General features: G+C 64.6%; 16 protein-coding genes. 4 read left to right on the forward strand and 12 right to left on the reverse strand.

Features of this window, described 5'->3' with window-relative positions:
• Positions 1 to 100: 100 nt before the first annotated feature.
• Positions 101 to 2,419, forward strand: coding sequence for an FdhF/YdeP family oxidoreductase (locus QRN52_RS10755; protein ID WP_284752717.1), 2,319 nt, complete (start codon positions 101 to 103; stop codon positions 2,417 to 2,419).
• A gap of 25 nt (positions 2,420 to 2,444) precedes the next feature.
• Here QRN52_RS10755 and QRN52_RS10760 read toward each other — a convergent pair whose 3' ends face one another.
• From QRN52_RS10760 to QRN52_RS10780, 5 genes are all read right to left on the reverse strand, one after another.
• Positions 2,445 to 3,089: an MBL fold metallo-hydrolase gene (locus tag QRN52_RS10760; RefSeq protein ID WP_284752718.1), complete on the reverse strand. Its 645-nt coding sequence runs from the start codon at positions 3,087 to 3,089 to the stop codon at positions 2,445 to 2,447.
• Positions 3,086 to 4,171 carry an S-(hydroxymethyl)mycothiol dehydrogenase gene (locus QRN52_RS10765; protein ID WP_284752719.1) on the reverse strand — a complete coding sequence of 362 codons (1,086 nt, stop codon included), beginning with the start codon at positions 4,169 to 4,171 and terminating at the stop codon, positions 3,086 to 3,088. Before QRN52_RS10765 ends, QRN52_RS10760 begins: the two co-directional genes overlap by 4 nt.
• Positions 4,172 to 4,357: 186 nt before the next feature.
• Positions 4,358 to 4,615, reverse strand: a complete 258-nt coding sequence (locus QRN52_RS10770) for a mycoredoxin (RefSeq protein ID WP_059389319.1) — start codon at positions 4,613 to 4,615, stop codon at positions 4,358 to 4,360.
• 153 nt (positions 4,616 to 4,768) lie between these two features.
• A complete protein-coding gene (locus QRN52_RS10775; RefSeq protein ID WP_284752720.1) occupies positions 4,769 to 5,191 on the reverse strand; it encodes a VOC family protein in 423 nt (140 codons plus the stop codon).
• A 20-nt stretch (positions 5,192 to 5,211) separates the two neighbouring features.
• Positions 5,212 to 5,601 carry a hypothetical protein gene (locus QRN52_RS10780; protein WP_184735461.1) on the reverse strand — a complete coding sequence of 130 codons (390 nt, stop codon included), beginning with the start codon at positions 5,599 to 5,601 and terminating at the stop codon, positions 5,212 to 5,214.
• Between the two features lie 184 nt (positions 5,602 to 5,785).
• Between QRN52_RS10780 and QRN52_RS10785 the strand changes: the two genes are divergently transcribed.
• A complete protein-coding gene (locus QRN52_RS10785; protein WP_284752721.1) occupies positions 5,786 to 7,000 on the forward strand; it encodes an MFS transporter in 1,215 nt (404 codons plus the stop codon).
• Positions 7,001 to 7,002: 2 nt separating this feature from the next.
• On the opposite strand, the gene QRN52_RS10790 is transcribed toward QRN52_RS10785, so the two are convergent.
• The 3 genes from QRN52_RS10790 to trxB all read right to left on the reverse strand — a co-directional run bounded on the left by QRN52_RS10790 (position 7,003) and on the right by trxB (position 10,564).
• Positions 7,003 to 8,250, reverse strand: a complete 1,248-nt coding sequence (locus QRN52_RS10790; protein WP_284752722.1) for an APC family permease — start codon at positions 8,248 to 8,250, stop codon at positions 7,003 to 7,005.
• A gap of 4 nt (positions 8,251 to 8,254) precedes the next feature.
• Positions 8,255 to 9,505, reverse strand: a complete 1,251-nt coding sequence (locus tag QRN52_RS10795; protein ID WP_284752723.1) for an Nramp family divalent metal transporter — start codon at positions 9,503 to 9,505, stop codon at positions 8,255 to 8,257.
• A gap of 81 nt (positions 9,506 to 9,586) precedes the next feature.
• Positions 9,587 to 10,564 (reverse strand): thioredoxin-disulfide reductase, encoded by a 978-nt coding sequence (gene trxB, locus QRN52_RS10800; protein ID WP_284752724.1) that lies wholly within the window; start codon positions 10,562 to 10,564, stop codon positions 9,587 to 9,589.
• A 67-nt stretch (positions 10,565 to 10,631) separates the two neighbouring features.
• Here trxB and QRN52_RS10805 point away from each other — a divergent pair, with 67 nt between their 5' ends.
• A complete protein-coding gene (locus QRN52_RS10805) occupies positions 10,632 to 11,150 on the forward strand; it encodes a GNAT family N-acetyltransferase (RefSeq protein WP_284752725.1) in 519 nt (172 codons plus the stop codon).
• A gap of 46 nt (positions 11,151 to 11,196) precedes the next feature.
• On the opposite strand, the gene QRN52_RS10810 is transcribed toward QRN52_RS10805, so the two are convergent.
• Positions 11,197 to 11,889 carry an NUDIX domain-containing protein gene (locus QRN52_RS10810; protein WP_284752726.1) on the reverse strand — a complete coding sequence of 231 codons (693 nt, stop codon included), beginning with the start codon at positions 11,887 to 11,889 and terminating at the stop codon, positions 11,197 to 11,199.
• A gap of 16 nt (positions 11,890 to 11,905) precedes the next feature.
• Between QRN52_RS10810 and QRN52_RS10815 the strand changes: the two genes are divergently transcribed.
• Positions 11,906 to 12,694 (forward strand): DeoR/GlpR family DNA-binding transcription regulator, encoded by a 789-nt coding sequence (locus QRN52_RS10815; RefSeq protein WP_350225144.1) that lies wholly within the window; start codon positions 11,906 to 11,908, stop codon positions 12,692 to 12,694.
• Positions 12,695 to 12,706: 12 nt separating this feature from the next.
• Here the strand turns inward: QRN52_RS10815 and QRN52_RS10820 are convergent, their stop codons facing one another.
• The 3 genes from QRN52_RS10820 to QRN52_RS10830 form a co-directional block, all read right to left on the reverse strand.
• Positions 12,707 to 13,303 (reverse strand): TMEM175 family protein, encoded by a 597-nt coding sequence (locus tag QRN52_RS10820; RefSeq protein ID WP_284752727.1) that lies wholly within the window; start codon positions 13,301 to 13,303, stop codon positions 12,707 to 12,709.
• Positions 13,304 to 13,376: 73 nt separating this feature from the next.
• Positions 13,377 to 14,420 carry an NAD(P)-dependent alcohol dehydrogenase gene (locus QRN52_RS10825; RefSeq protein WP_284752728.1) on the reverse strand — a complete coding sequence of 348 codons (1,044 nt, stop codon included), beginning with the start codon at positions 14,418 to 14,420 and terminating at the stop codon, positions 13,377 to 13,379.
• A 125-nt stretch (positions 14,421 to 14,545) separates the two neighbouring features.
• The gene (locus QRN52_RS10830; protein WP_284752729.1) at positions 14,546 to 16,261 is read right to left on the reverse strand and encodes a CehA/McbA family metallohydrolase; all 1,716 of its coding nucleotides are present in this window, start codon (positions 16,259 to 16,261) and stop codon (positions 14,546 to 14,548) included.
• Positions 16,262 to 16,282: the final 21 nt, after the last annotated feature.

The raw sequence follows: 16,282 nt of genomic DNA on the forward strand, positions 1-16,282 counted from the left end.
ATTCCGGCCGGTACTACGCTTGAGGCCACAACCATGAGTACCGGGCGGTGGCTTCCTCCCGGAAATGGAATCTGCCGCCCTCCTGAAGCGAGGTAGAGCAATGGACAAGAAGCCATCCGTTGTCCACGATTCCGACGCGGACCTCACCGTCGGTCCGCCGAAGCGCTCTGCCGCGGGCTTGCCCAGCCTGGTGGACTCCTTGCCCCGCGCGGTGAGCCAGATGGGGCCGTCCCGCACCTGGAAGTCCTTGCTGGCCATGAACCAGAAGGACGGCTTCGACTGCATGAGCTGCGCGTGGCCGGATCCTCCCGAGCGGAAGCTGGCCGAGTTCTGTGAGAACGGTGCAAAGGCCGTCGGGTGGGAGGCGGATCCGCTCAAGGTTCCGTCCACCTTCTGGGACGAGAACGACGTCGACTCCCTCGCCGGGCGCTCGGAATACTGGCTGGGACAGCAGGGCAGGCTCGTGGAACCCGTCTACAAACCCGCAGGTTCGAACCACTACCGTCCCATCAGTTGGGACAACGCGTTCCGGATTGTGGCCCGTGAACTGAATGCCCTGGAATCGCCCGACGAAGCCACCTTCTATACGAGCGGACGGACAAGCAACGAAGCCGCGTTTGTCTACCAGCTCTTCGTCCGCGCCTTCGGTACCAACAACCTGCCCGATTGCTCGAATATGTGCCATGAGTCCACCGGGCTGGCCCTCGGTGAGACGCTCGGCGTGGGCAAGTCCGCCGTGAGCTACACGGACTTTGCCAAGGCGGATTTGATCATCATCATGGGCCAAAACCCGGGGACCTGCCATCCGCGGATGCTCACGGCGTTGGAAGAGGCAAAGCTCGCCGGTGCCAGCATTGTGGCGGTGAACCCGCTGCCGGAGGCCGGACTCATCAACTTCAAGAACCCGCAACGTCCCCGTGGGCTGGTGGGCAAAGGAACGGACCTGGCGGACCAGTTCCTGCAGATCCGCCTCGCAGGGGACATGGCGTTGCTTCAAGCCGTTTCCAAGCGCGTCCGGGAAGCGGAGAAGGCGGCACCGGGGGCAGTTCTGGATCATGCGTTCATCGAGGAGCACTGCCAAGGCCTCGAAGCGTTCCGAGCCCATATCGACAACCTGGATGAGCGGGACGTCCTTGCCGCAACGGGCCTGGGGGTACAGGAAATCGACGAGCTTGCCTCCCGGTACCTGCGTGCGGAGAAGGTCATCATCACTTGGGCCATGGGCCTGACCCAGCACAAGAAGGCCGTGGCGACCATCAAAGAGATCGTCAACCTGCTCCTCCTCCGCGGGAACATCGGCAAACCGGGCGCCGGCCCGTCGCCGATCCGTGGGCACAGCAACGTCCAGGGGGACCGCACCATGGGCATTTGGGAGAAGATGCCCGAACCGTTCCTCAACGCCCTGCAGCGGGAATTCGGCTTCGACCCGCCGCGGCACCCGGGCGTCGATTCCGTGGACAGCATCCGAGGCATGCGCGACGGGCGGATCAAGGTGCTGGTTGCGCTCGGCGGAAACCTGGTCCACGCGATGTCGGACACCACGGCGGCTGAGGCCGCGGTCCGCAAGACCCGGTTGTCGGTCCAGATTTCCACGAAGCTCAACCGCTCCCACGCCGTGGTGGGGGAACAAGCGATGATCCTGCCGACGATGGGCCGCACGGAAATAGACCGCCAGGCCAGCGGCGAGCAATTCGTCACTGTGGAAGACACAGTCTGCGCGGTTCACCGTTCTGCGGGAAGGCTGGAGCCGATCTCCGACAAAGTCTTGTCCGAAGTGGCGATCGTGTGCCGCATGGCCGGCACGGTGCTCGGCGATAAAGTCCCGGTTGACTGGGGAGCTTTCGAGGCGAACTACGATTCCGTGCGCGAGCACATTTCCCATGTGGTGCCGGGCTTTGAGGACTTCAACCAGAAAGCCCGGAGCCGTGACGGTTTCGTCCTTCCCCACGGACCCCGGGACGAGCGGAAGTTTCCCACCGCCACCGGGAAAGCAATGTTCACGGTCAACGATCTTGAGACCATCCACGTACCGGAGGGGCGCCTGCTGCTCCAGACAGTACGCTCCCACGACCAATTCAACACGACCACCTACAGCATGAATGACCGTTACCGGGGCGTGAAGAAGGGCCGCCTGGTGCTCTTTGCGCACCGCGACGACCTGGCGGATCTGGGCCTGGCCGACGGCGGCTATGTGGACGTGCACAGCGAAGCCGACGACGGCGTGGACAGGGTCCTGCGCCAGTTGCGGTTGATCGCGTACCCCACAGCCCGCGGTTGCGTGACTGCCTATTACCCGGAAGCGAACGTCCTGGTACCGCTGGATTCGACCGCCGAAGGCAGCAACACGCCGGCGTCCAAGTCGGTAGTGGTGCGGCTGGAACCAGCCGCACCACCGGACTTCAGCGCCAGTGCCCACTAGCGTTCCCCAAAAGGGGGTGACGCACTTAGTGCCCCCTGGCGATCCATTCCTCCAATTGGGGCGCCTCGGCTCCAACCGTAGTGGAGCTGCCGTGGCCGGTCAGGACGAGGGTGCTTTCCGGCAACGGCAGGATCTTGGAACGGATGGAATCGATGATCGTGGGGAAATCGCTGTAGGAACGCCCGGTGGCACCGGGTCCGCCCTGGAACAGCGTGTCGCCACTGAACAGTATTCCTTCGCTCTCCAGATAGAAGGACACGGAACCGGGTGAGTGGCCCGGTGTGTGGATGACGCGGAGCCGGGTGCCGGCGACCTCGAAGATCCCGCCGTCGGCGATGCCGCCGTCGGGATTTGCCCCGGGGTACACCGCCTGCCACAGCATCCAGTCGTCACCATGCAAGTGGATGGGCGCCCGGACGATGTCCCGGAAAGCCCCCGCGGACCGGATGTGGTCGTCGTGGCCATGCGTAAGAAGGATGGCTTTGACGGTCCGGTCCCCGACCGCCTCCGCGATGGACTCGGGCTGGTGCGCGGGATCGATCACGATGCACTCGGAATCGTCTCCGACAATCCAGACGTTGTTGTCCACGTCCCAGGTACCGCCGTCGAGCGAGAAGGTGCCGGAGGTGACGACGCGGTCAACACGAACGGTCTTGCTTTCCTCGGTCACAGTTCAACCACCGATCGAAGGACAGACCCTGAATGCATCTTGTCGAAAGCCTCCTCGATATCGGCGATGCCGATCCGTTCCGTGACGAAGGCGTCGAGATCGAGCTTGCCTTGCCGGTACAGGCTGACGAGCATGGGGAAGTCGCGGGACGGCAGGCAGTCGCCGTACCACGAGGACTTCAGCGAGCCGCCCCGGCCGAACACGTCCAGCAACGGGAGTTCGAGCGTCATTTCCGGCGTCGGGACTCCCACCAGCACCACCGTGCCGGCGAGGTCACGCGCGTAGAACGCTTGCTTGTAGGTCTCGGGGCGGCCGACGGCGTCAATCACCACGTCCGCTCCAAAGCCGCCGGTGAGTTCGCGGATTTGTTCCACGGGATCGCCTTGCGAGGAGTCCACCACATGGGTGGCTCCGAGCTCGCGTGCACGGTCCAGCTTCTTGGCGTCGATGTCGACGGCGATGATGGTGGTGGCGCCTGCCAAGGCAGCGCCGGCGATGGCGGCCACGCCGACACCGCCGCAGCCGATTACGGCCACCGAATCGCCGCGCTTCACGCCTCCCGTGTTGATTGCGGCACCCAGCCCGGCCATCACACCGCAACCGAGCAAGCCGACGGCGGCAGCATCGGCGTCGGGATCAACCTTGGTGCACTGCCCCGCGGCGACGAGCGTCTTCTCCGCGAAGGCGCCGATGCCCAGCGCGGGGGAGAGGACCGTGCCGTCCTCGAGCGTCATCTTCTGTGTGGCATTGTGCGTGTTGAAACAGTACTGGGCCTGGCCGCGCTTGCAGGCGCGGCAATTGCCGCAGACTGCCCGCCAGTTCAGGATCACGCGGTCTCCCGGGACGATGTCGGTGACATCCGGACCGACGGCGCTCACAACGCCGGTGGCCTCATGGCCGAGAAGGAAGGGGAAATCATCGCTGATGCCACCGAGTTTGTAATGCAGGTCGGTGTGGCACACGCCGCTGGTGAGGATGTCCACCAAGGCTTCGCCCGGGCCGGGCTCCGGGATGAGGATCGTTTCGAGGGTGACAGGTGCGCCTTTCGAGCGGACTACTGCCCCTTTGACTGCGTGGACCATGGATAACTCCCCTGTGAGGTTCGTGGACCGCGGACTGGTGTCCGGGTCTGATCCCAAACTGTCTATCACACGGGCCGGACTGCGGTCCGGGGGTTGCTGCGCATTCAGCGTGTGGCGTAGCTGCCTGCGAACGACGGAGGCCGGTAGGACGGACACCCTGCGTCCGTGCTACCGGCCTCCGGAAAATCAGGCGGCGAGGCGCGCTTCGACCTCGGCGGCGGAGGGGTTGGTGGCCGCGGTGCCGTCAGGGAAAAGGACCGTGGGGACGGTCTGGTTGCCGCCGTTCAGCTTCTCCACGAGTTCGGCAGTGCCCTCAACCTCTTCGATGTTGATCTCGTTGTAGCCGATGCCCTTGGCATCCAGCTGCTTCTTGAGGCGGTTGCAATAGCCGCACCAAGTGGTCGAGAACATAGTGATGGTGCCGGATTCGGGGGTGAAGTCCACGGATTCTCCTGTCGTCTTTGTTATGAACTACTCGCGTCAACGGTAACCCGGCAGGCACTATTCCTCCGCGCGCATGTGTCACATGACACGCCAAGGCCAATCGGGCAGGGGTTTGGGCACCCGGGAAACTTCCCTGGACAGAGCCGAGCCGGCTCAGACGGTGACTTTGCCGCCGTCGTCGACTGTCCACGTCGGGTTGTAGGCAATCTCCCATCGGAAGCCATCGGGGTCCGCGAAGTAGCCGGTGTAGCCGCCCCAAGGTTGGGCCTTCGGGGGAGCGACGACGACGGCGCCCGCGGCCTGCGCTTCGGACATTGTGCGGTCCACGTCCCCGGGGCTGGAGACGTTGTGGCTCAGCGTGATGCACGGGACTCCCGACGGCGGATCGACGGCAGCTTCACCCTGCATCTGTTCCACATTCCAGAGGGACAACATCAGCCCGTGGTTGACCTGGAGGAACAAGACGTCGCCTGGAAACTCGGCGTGAACCGGCCAGCCAAGGCCGTCCACATAGAAACGGCGCGACACATCAATGTCGCGCACGCCCAACGAGATGAAATCGACGCGCGGTTCCATAGGACCGTAAGTATTCGGTCCTAGAGCGATTCTTCGACGGCGACGCCGGACTGGAATTCGCGGCCGTCGGCTTCACTGAAGGCCGTCATCACATGTCCCTTGCCAAGGCCGTTGATCGCCGAGAGAGGGAAATGGCCCGTAATGGTGTTCCCGGAGTGCTCAACGCCCTTGAGGTCGTAGTTCTCTTCGGCACTTTGGTCATGGTTAAACGAGAAGAATGCGATCGCCTCCCCGTTCATGAACTCGATGCCCAGTCTTCGTTGAGAGGAATAGTCCGGAGTCGCCGCTACGAGGCCTACGACAAAGGCGCCGGAACCAGGGATGTTGCCCTCGATCTCGAACTTCGCCACGAGCGTGGCTTCCGTGGCGGTGATGCTGGCCTGCTTCAGAAGTGCCTCATGGATGCTCATGGCTCAATCCTGCTCTGTGCAACCTCCGCCGTCCACCCCTGATTCGGGATTTGTCAGTGCTTTGCCGTCGGCCGGATTCGATCGGACATATGGCCGAAATCCGCCCTGACCAGCCGGAAGACTCGGTGATACAGGTACCGGCAGGGCCTCCCTCGCGGCGCGGAAGGCTTCTAGGGTTGAGGACGTGGATAACCGGAATGAACGCATGAAGCGCTTGCTCGTCCCGTCTGCGGCGCTGCTGTGGGGGTTCCAGTTCGCGTTCCTCAACCCAGCGCTGGCACTCCTGCTGGTGGCCCTGTTCAACGCCACGCCAGCCGAGGTGGGGTGGGTCCTCGCTGTCTACAATGCCAGCGGCTTCGTCGCTTCCCTTCTCGTGCCTGCCTATGCAGACCGGGCGAACGACTACCTTCGGCCCATGCTGGCCTGCGGGGTTCTGACGCTGGCGCTGTCCGCCCTCCTGGCGGTGGGCACTTCGCTGCCGCTCGCCGTCGTGGGCTTGATCGTCCTTGGCGGTCCTGCAGGGGTTGGCAGCTCACTCTTATTCGCCCACCTCAGGCACTCAGGTGCCGGAACGTCGGATGTGGTGAACACGCGCGCGATTGTCTCCTTCGCCTGGGTGGCGGGACCGCCCCTGGCGACGTTCATCATGGGCGCGCTGGGCAATCGGGCCATCCTGCTCGCCCTCGGTGTGGTGGCCGTCCTCAATGTCGCCACGACCGCTGCCATGATTTCCCGACGGCGGACTGCCGTCGTCGAGGATCGGCCCAGGGCCCAGGGCGACGAGGACGGGCACCCGTTTTCGAAATTCGGGGTCGCCACCGTCGTCTTCGCTTTTGTCGCCTTGCAGGCCACCAACAGCGCCGCTGTGTCCATCATGAGCCTGTTCGTGACGCAGGGGCTCGGCGTGGATGTCATCTGGGCGGGCATCGCGCTTGGTGTGTCGGCCGCGCTTGAGATCCCTGCGCTCTTCCTGATCGGGCGGCTCGCGCGCCGCTATTCCAGCCGGGCGCTCATCGCATCCGGCTGCGTGGCCGGGATGGCCTACTACGCGTCCATGGCGGTTGTCTCCAACCCCTTCACCCTGATCGCGCTCCAGGTCCTGAATGCCTGGTTCTTCGGGATTGTGGCGGGCGTGGGGCTGACCCTGTTCCAGCGGCTGATTCCCCGTCCCGGCCTGGCCTCGGGGCTCTACACCAACACCAGGCGCGTCGGCGCTATCGTTTCCGGCCCCATCATCGCTTTGGGATCGACGACGGCGCTCGGCTACCAAGGCATCTTCGCGGCCTGTGCGGCCCTCACCGTCCTGGCGCTGCTGGTCATCGTGCTGGCCGGACGGCCGTCGCGGCGGATGCCGCCGAAAGAGCGGCTTGCCGCCTCGGCTCCCGGTGCCCGCTCTTGACGCTAACGATTGAGCCTGACCACGCGCAGGATGATGCCTGCCGCGAACATGAGGACGCCCAGGCCCGCCGATAGCGGCGGAAGCGTGGCCACGAGGATTACGCAAGCAAGGGCTCCGAACACCTGGAGCGCTTTGGGGTATCGGCGGTCTTCGGCCGTCTGGGTGAACGCCGCAACGTTGGCCACCAGGTAGTAAATGAGCACGCCGAACGAGGAGAAGCCGATCGCGCCGCGCAGGTCGGCGACCGCGACGATCAAGCAGATCACGACGGCGAGGGCGACTTCGGCCCGGTGCGGGACACGATAGCGGGGGTGGACGGCGGCGAGCCAATGCGGCAGGTCGTGGTGCCTGGCCATTGCCAGGGTAGTCCGGCCCAAGCCCGCGATGAGGGCCAACAGGGCACCGAGGGAAGCCACGGCGGCTCCCACGCGGACCACCGGAACGGCCCAAGCGAAGGTCCCGGCTCCGACGGCGGCAGCGAGCGGCGTCGGGGTGCCTGCAACGCCGTCCGGACCGAGAGCGGCGAGAAGAGTCACGGCGATGATCGCGTAGACGACGACGGCGATGCCCAACGCGATCCCGATGGCACGCGGAATGGCAAGGCGGGGATTGCGGACTTCCTCTCCCATGGTCGCGATCCTCGCGTAGCCGGCGAAGGCGAAGAACAGCAAACCGGCGGATTGGAGGATCCCGTACCAGCCGTGAGCAAGCAGCCCATCCCCGGGGATGTTCGCCGGGGAGGGAGCAGAACTACTCCAGGAGGCTGCCACCCCAATGGCGAGGGCCGCCAGCACGGCGAGAACCAGGATGCGTGTCAGGCCCGCCGTGCGGGTCACCCCGTGATAATTCACGGCGGCGAGGACGACGACCGCGGCGATGGCCACGGGACGTTCCCACCCTGGAGGGGCCGCATAGGCGGCGAATGTCATGGCCATGGCCGCCGCGCTGGCGGTCTTGCCGATGACGAATCCCCATCCGGCCAGGTATCCGGACCACGGTCCCAGCCGTTCGCGACCGTAAATGTACGTTCCACCCGATGTGGGATATGCGGCGGCGAGCTGTGCGGAGGACGTCGCATTGCAGAATGCCACCGCCGCCGCGACGACGAGTCCAATCAGCAGGCCTGAACCCGCTGCGGAAGCGGCCGGGGTGAAGGCCGCGAACACGCCGGCGCCGATCATGGAGCCTAATCCGATCACGACCGCGTCGAAGGTACCCAGCCGACGGGCCAGGGCCTGCGGGTTGCTCATGACCCTAGGACTTCCCCGCGACTGTCAGTACGATGAGGACGCAGTTGAGGCCCACGATGAGGGCGGCACTGGTCCACCCGGCAATCTTCAATGGCGTGGAATCCGTATGGATGCCCATGACCTCGCGCTTGCCGGTGAGCCGGATTAGTGGAATCAAAGCGAAAGGTATGCCGAAGCTCAAAAGGACTTGGCTCAGCACGAGTGCCAGGGTGGGTTCTATGCCCGCGCCGAGAATGACCAGGGCCGGGACCAAGGTGACCACGCGGCGTATCAGCAAGGGCACCCGGATCTTGAGGAGTCCGCCCATGACCGTTGCGCCGGCGTAGCATCCGACGGACGTTGAAGCAAGGCCCGAGGCAAGCAAACCGACGCCGAAAGCCACGCCGATGATTGGTCCAAGGGCCGAAGTAACAGCGGCGTGGGCCCCGGCGATGGTGTCGGTTCCTTCTACTCCCCGCAGGCTGGAGGCGGCCAAAAGGAGCATGGCGATGTTCACGACGCCGGCCAGCATCAAGGCCCCCACGACATCCACGCGGGTGGTCTTGATGAGCCTCGTCCGTACAGCGGGATCTTCCGAGAAGCCATGCCGGTCCCGGGCCAGGGCCGAATGGAGGTAGATGGCGTGCGGCATGACGGTGGCTCCGAGCATGCTGGCAGCGAGGAGGACGGTGTCCGTGCCCTCGAATCGCGGCACCAAACCGGCCAACACGCCACCGGTCTCCGGGGGATTGACGAAGAGCCCCGAAACGAAACCGACGGCTATGACGGCCAGGAGCATCATGATGGCGTACTCAAAGGACTTCTGGCCTCGTGACGACTGGAGCGCCAAGAGCAACATGGATGCCAGGCCGATGATGATTCCGCCCATGAGAAGCGGCAGCCCGAACAGAAGATTGAGGGCTACCGCTCCGCCGATGACTTCGGCCATGTCGGTAGCCCCGGCAACCACCTCTGCTTGGACCCAGAACAGTCTGCGGCGGTGGGTTCCCAAGCGCTTGCCCAGGAGTTCCGGAAGGCTGTGGCCAGTGGCCAGGCCGAGCTTCGCCGACTGGTACTGCACCAAGACCGCCATGATGTTCGCCGCCACCAGGACCCACACGAGCAGGTAGCCGTAATTCGCTCCCGCAGTGAGGTTTGCCGCGACGTTGCCCGGATCCACGTATGCGATCGCAGCCACGAAGGCCGGACCCAACAAGAGCAGCCGGGACCTCCACCGGGTCTTGCTCGCCGGTCGCTCAACAATCGTGGCAGCCATGGTTTCCTCAACGTCGGGGATACGGTCATGAAGAGGATACCGTTAAGTTAGGCGTACCGAAAAGTAGTTTTTAGGTATGGCTTAGGCGTGGGTGGGTTCTTCCACCAATGCCGTGGCGATGCTGTCCGCATCCTCGAGCGCGGCGAGGTACCGTTCGGCATCCAAGGCCGCGGCGCAACCCGTGCCGGCGGCCGTAATGGCTTGGCGATAGCGGTGGTCCACGGCGTCACCGCAAGCGAAGACTCCTGACAGATTGGTGACAGTGGTGGGGGAATCGACCTTGATGTATCCCTCGGCGTCGAGTTCCACTTGTCCCGCAACAAGGTCCGTCCGCGGGACATGTCCAATGGCAACGAATATGCCCGTCGCCGCATGTTCGCGCGATTCACCGGAACGCGTGTCGGCCAGGGTTACCCCGGTGACTTTGGCGTCGCCGTGGATGGCGGTGATGGCCGAGTTCCACGCGAAGCGGATTTTCGGATTGTCCTTGGCCCGCTGCGCCATGATCCGGGAGGCCCGGAGCTCTTCCCTGCGGACGACGACGGTCACGGTCTTCGCGAACCGGGTCAGGAACATCGCTTCTTCCATGGCGGAATCCCCGCCGCCCACCACGATGATTTCCTGTTCGCGGAAGAAGAAGCCATCGCATGTGGCGCACCACGAAACGCCGTGTCCGCTCAGCCTCTTCTCTTCGGGCAAGCCGAGTTCCTTGTAGGCGGAACCGGTCGCAAGGATCACGGCGGGTGCCTCGTGGGTGTCACCCGAGCCGGTGACCACGCGCTTGAGGTGGCCAAACAGCCGGACTTCAGTGGCGTCGTCGAACACTATCTTGGCGCCGAAGCGCTCGGCCTGCTCCTGCAGGCCATCCATGAGCTCGGGACCCTGGATCCCGGCGGGGAAGCCGGGGAAGTTCTCCACCTCCGTGGTGTTCATCAACGCGCCGCCGGCGGTGACTGATCCGGCAAGGACGAGGGGGCTCAGGCCCGCCCGGGCGGCATAAATTGCCGCGGTGTAGCCGGCGGGGCCGGACCCGATGATGATCAGCTGTTCTTTGCTCATGGGACAAGTGCAACAAGGTCGAGGGATTCAATCAAGGGGCTCGTCAATCCACGTGCATAATGGGTGAATGTTTAACGAAGCCGGAGCCGTTCTGATCCGGCCCATGAGTCACGAGGATTGGCCCGAGGTCCGTGCGATTTTCACGGAGGGTATCGAGACCGGGCAAGCAACCTTTGAAGCAGCGGCACCCGAGTGGGAGCAATTCAACGGGAGCCGCCTTCCCGATCACCGATTCGTGGCTGTTGCATCCGGCCGCGTGGTGGGGTGGACGGCCGTTTCCGCTGTGTCTACGCGTCCGGCGTATGCCGGCGTCGTCGAACACTCCGTCTATGTCGCCGGTTCTGCCCGCGGACGGGGCGTCGGAAGCCTGCTCCTGCAAGCGCTCGCTGCGTCAACCGAAGAGCACGGCATCTGGACCATCCAATCGAGCATTTTCCCCGAAAACCAGGCCAGCATCCGCCTTCACCAAGCGAATGGCTTCACGATCGTTGGCCGCCGTGTACGCATCGCTCGCATGAGTGCCGGGCCCCTCGCCGGCCAGTGGCGGGATACGCTCCTGCTTGAACGCCGCTCACTCCGGGTCTGAGCAGCGAGGTTTGAGCGGCGCGCCAGTGCCGCGCGCCGAGGGCGCCTCATGGCACTTGGCAGAGGCTGTTGAGGGCTGCCCATTGGAGGAGCATGATCGACTTTCCGTCCACGATGCGGCCGTCGTGGATCATGACGAGGGCGTCGGCGAACGCAATCTCGATGATTTCGATGTCTTCGCCCTCCGCGGCTACTCCACCGCCGGGGCCTGTCTGGTCCGCCGGGGTGTAGGGCGCCACGTAGAAGTGCAGTCTTTCGGTGACGGACCCGGGGCTCATGTATGCGTCGAAGACGTGCCTCAGCGCTCCGACGTCGACGCCGAGCTCCTCGCTGGCCTCGCGACGGATAGCCGTTTCGGGATCATCGTCGTCCAGCAATCCGGCAGCAGTCTCGATCAGCATCCCGTCCGGATGATCGTTGACATAGGCCGGGAAGCGGAACTGCCGGGTGAGTAGAACCGTGCCCCGGCCGGCGTCGTACAACAGAATCGTCGCGCCATTCCCGCGATCGTAGCTTTCGCGTTGCTCCGTAACCCATCGGCCGTCCCTGCGGCGGTAGTCGAAGGTGGTGCGACGCAGCACGTGCCAACCGTCGGAAGTCACTTCGACGTCGCGCACCACCACGGCGGGATTGCGGTCGAGGCCTCGGCCGGCCTGGTCGAGACCGGTGCGGCCGCGGTGGTCGGGTACATCAATTCCAGGACGCAACGTTGTGGGCGGGGCATCGTTTCTCGGAGTCATCCCGCTAGAATAGTGCATGATCGTGCAACATCAGGAAGGAATGGGCATGCTTGCTGCCGAACGGCACCAATTTCTACTCTCGCGGCTTGCGGCCGATGGCAAGGTGATCGCCAAAGACATCGCCCACGAACTTGGATTATCCGAAGACAGCGTGCGCCGCGATCTCCGCGAGCTTGCGGCGGCCGGGCTCTGCCAACGTGTCTACGGCGGTGCCCTGCCGGTTTCTCCTGCGATCGCCGACTATGCCACCCGCGCTACGGTCGAGCCGGAGAGCAAGGGCCGCATTGCTGCCCGCGCCGCTTCGATGATCCAGCCGGGTTCCGCCGTGATCCTCGACGGCGGCACCAGCACCCTCGCGGTGGTTCACGCGTTGCCCGCCGATCTCGACTGCACAGTGATTACCCACAGCCCGACCATCGCCTCGGCGCTTGTCGAGCATCCCCTCGTCGAGGTGTTCCTCCTCGGTGGCCGCTTGTTCAAACACTCTGCCGTGACCTGCGGGGCCGCGGCCGTCGAGGCCACCCAGGCCATTTCCGCCGAGCTGTTCTTCCTCGGTGTCACCGGAGTCCACCCCGTCCACGGACTCACCACCGCCGACGCCGACGAAGCCGCCATGAAACGCGCCCTGGCCGCCCGTGCGGCAGACACCTACGTCCTCGCGAGTACCGAGAAAATCGGGGCCGCTTCGCGCTATACGGTGTTGCCTTTTACCAGCATCGCCGGCATCATCACCGATGCGCCAGCCAACGATCCAACCATGAGGCAGCTCTCGCGCCTTGGCGTAGCCCTTGTTGGCGCCGGTTGACCCTGGTTCGCGCTATTCCACACGGTCCTCGTGTGCACGGGTGACGAAGTGTTCGACGCGTCGGTCCGGGACCAGCCAGATCATGGCCACGACGGTGTACGCCGCGACGGCGAGTAAAGGATGGAGGAGGCAGAGACCAAGGCCGGCCACATAGATGAGCGGCGAGGCCTTCCCCTTCCAGTCCCGGCCAATTGCCTGGGCGAGCGCACCCTGCCGCCCCTGGTGCCGGATCAACGACTGCTGCAGGACGAAGTAGGCAACGGCGGCGCAAAGCAGGTTGAAACCGTATGCCAGCACAGGGACCTCGGCGAAGCCCGACTCGTCCATCCAACGTGTGCTGAACGGGAAGAGGGATATCCAGAACAACAAGTGCAGGTTCGCCCACAGTATTCGGCCGTTGACCCGATCCGCCAGATGGATCATGTGGTGGTGGTTGTTCCAGTAGATCCCCACGTAGACGAAGCTGAGCAAGTAGCTGAGGAACGTGGGAAACACGCTGAGCAGGGCATGCCAGCTCGGTTCCGCGGGCACCCGCAGTTCAAGCACCATGATGGTGATGACAATGGCGAGGACACCGTCGCTGAATGCCTCGAGCCGGTTCTTGTTCATCGCATTGCCTTCATGGGGACATCATCGTTGCTGCGGACGCCCGCGGCCAAGAGATTACGCCCGCCCTTCCCGCCTAGCCCAGTGTGGACGCGTCAATGACGAAGCGGTACCGCACATCGGAGGCGAGCACGCGCTCGTAGGCATCGTTGATCTTGTCCGCCGGGATGACCTCGATCTCGGCGCCAAGTCCATGTTCGGCGCAGAAGTCGAGCATTTCCTGGGTTTCCCGGATGCCGCCGATCGCCGATCCCGCGAAGGAACGCCGTCCCGTGATGAGTGAGAACACGTTGACAGGCAGCGGTTCGGCCGGTGCGCCGACGTTCACCAGCGCGCCGTCGAGCGTCAACAACTGAAGGTAGGAACTGATGTCGATCGGGGCGCTGACGGTGTTGATGATCAGGTCGAAGGTTCCCGCGAGCTTTTCGAAGGTGGCCGGCTCGCTCGTGGCGAAATACTGGTCAGCGCCCAAGCGCAAGCCGTCTTCCATTTTCTTCAGCGATTGGGACAGCACCGTGACGTCGGCGCCCATGGCGTGGGCGAGCTTGACGGCCATGTGGCCCAGACCGCCGAGTCCGACGACGCCGACCTTCTTGCCCGGGCCGGCACCCCAGTGCCGAAGCGGCGAATAGGTGGTGATGCCTGCGCACAGCAGGGGAGCGGCGGCGTCGAGCCCTATTCGTTCGGGGATGCGCACCACGAAGTCCTCGGTCACCACGACGTGGGTGGAGTAGCCGCCCTGGGTGATGGTCCCGTCGCGGTCGACGGCGCCATAGGTCCCGGTCATGCCTTTCAGGCAGTACTGCTCCTCGCCCTTGCGGCAGTTACCGCATTCGCGGCAGGAATTGACCATGCAGCCGACGCCGACGCGGTCGCCGACTTTGTGGCGCGTGACTTCGGAGCCGATTTCAGTGACGATTCCGGCGATTTCGTGGCCCGGCGCGAGTGGGTAGGACTGTGGTCCCCAGTCGCCGCGGACGGTGTGGATGTCTGAATGGCAGATGCCTGCGTACTTGATCTCGATGAGCACGTCGTGGGCACCGACGTCGCGGCGCTCAATGGTGGTCGGGACGAGGGCCTCGCTCGCGGACGGGGCGGCGTAAGCACTTACGGTCAGCATTTTTCTCCTGTGGGTGGACGGAGGATTGGCACTATCCATCCAACCGGAGATTTCCGACGTGAGGGAGTCCCTGCTGGTACGGGTACTGGCAGGGACTCCCTCAACTGAATCGGATCTGTTGCGGACTAGCTTGCGCCCAGGAAGATCGGGTTCGTCAAGGCTGCCATGGGGCCGAGCGGGATGACCGTTCCCATCTCCGTGCCGCTGCCGGACGTTCCGTCGATCTTCGGATGCCGGACTTCGACGCGCACGTACGCCGCGAGCTGCGGGGTGGTAAGCCACGTGCTCGTTCCCTGGCCCGACGCGGGAAGCGTGACTTGCTGGGTTTGTCCTTCATCCGTGATGAAGCGCACGACGCCGTTCGGCACGCCGGCGATTTTCGCCGTCACCGTGACGGGGGCGTCTACCGCGACGTTGAGCCGCTCGCCGACGGTTGCGCTCTTGCCGCCCGACGCGACTTGGAAGTCCACCGAGACGTCAGCCGACTCGGCGATCCAGTTCCGTCCGTTACGGATGCCGTCCAGCAGGGCATCCCGGGACAACGCCGCGGCGTTGACCACGTTGTGCGGGAGTCCGATGACCTGCGGGACACTGTGGGCGTCGCTGTTGCCCATCGCCGGGAGCCACCGGCCACCTGTGCGCGCGGAGTGGGCGAGCATCGAGTCCCAGGTGTTGACGGAGGACTCGTCGTCCAGGGTCCACGGGCCCGTCCATACCTCAACCGCATCGGCGTCGTCGTAACCGAACTTCCAGCGGCACGCGACGTAGGGGCAATAGGGGTGTGCCGGAACAACGATTCCACCCGAGGCGTGGATCCGCTGGGCTTCCTGCTCGAATCCCTTGTCGCGGGCCCGATAGCGCCAGTCGATCCATTCGCCCGGCTCCAAGCCGAGCGCGAGGTATTGGCCGTTGCGCGTGGTGACTTCCTCGCCCGTGAGGATGAGCAGATCGTTGCCGGCGAGCGGCCCCCAGGCGCCGTGCGATGCCGGCGTGTTGTGGTCCGTGGAGATCATGAAGTCGAGACGCGCAGTGCGGGCGCCGGCTGCGACTTCCTCGGGGGTTCGCTTTCCGTCCGAGTAGACGGTGTGCAGGTGCGCATCGCCGCGGTACCAGGCTGCGCCGCGGCCGGCGATCTGCTGTGGCGGGTACTGGGGCTTGAAAGGGGCGACGTCGGGTCCGTACTCAAGGGTGACGTTCACGGTGTAATCAAGGCCCTGCCCTGCCACCTGGTACGGGCCAAGAACAACGTTCCACGTGCCCTTTCCAATCGGCCCCGGCAGGTAGCCCGGAGTCGTTTCGCCCGCGCTGATGCTGAACTCGGTCCGGAAACCGCCGGACCAGCCGCGGAAACCCTTTCCGGCGAGCTCGGTGCCCTTCTCATCGAAGATTCCGATGTCGCAGGCGTTCCCGAGGAGGCCGGAGGCCACCTGGGGCTTGCTGTAGGTGTACGAAACGCTGATTTTGTTGACGCCGGCCGGGACCTCGACCGGCAAATACACGAAGTCCGCTGCACCCGGATCCAGATGGCCGGTGATCGTCTTGCTCTTGCTGGTTCCGGTAGCGGCGGCCGCGAACGAAACCGGGGCCAGGGTCAGGGCCGCGCCGGTCAGTGCGGCGGCCAGGAAGCCGCGCCGGGTAGAGGAAAAGGAGGCATTGTCGCCCGAATGGGCTTTGCATGGTGAAGTCACCCGCTCGATGTTGCCCACCGTTACTGAACAGTAGGCAACGGAACCAAGAACGCAGCATGAAAGCAGGAGCGCCAGCAAGCGGCGTCCATTCAGTGGACCTGTCCCCAATTGACCCTTGCCACGAGCCATGCCCGGGCTTACTGTTCTTGGCATGCACCAAGGTCTGGGGCGACG

The organism is Arthrobacter sp. efr-133-R2A-120, from assembly GCF_030209835.1.
GTDB lineage: Bacteria > Actinomycetota > Actinomycetes > Actinomycetales > Micrococcaceae > Arthrobacter.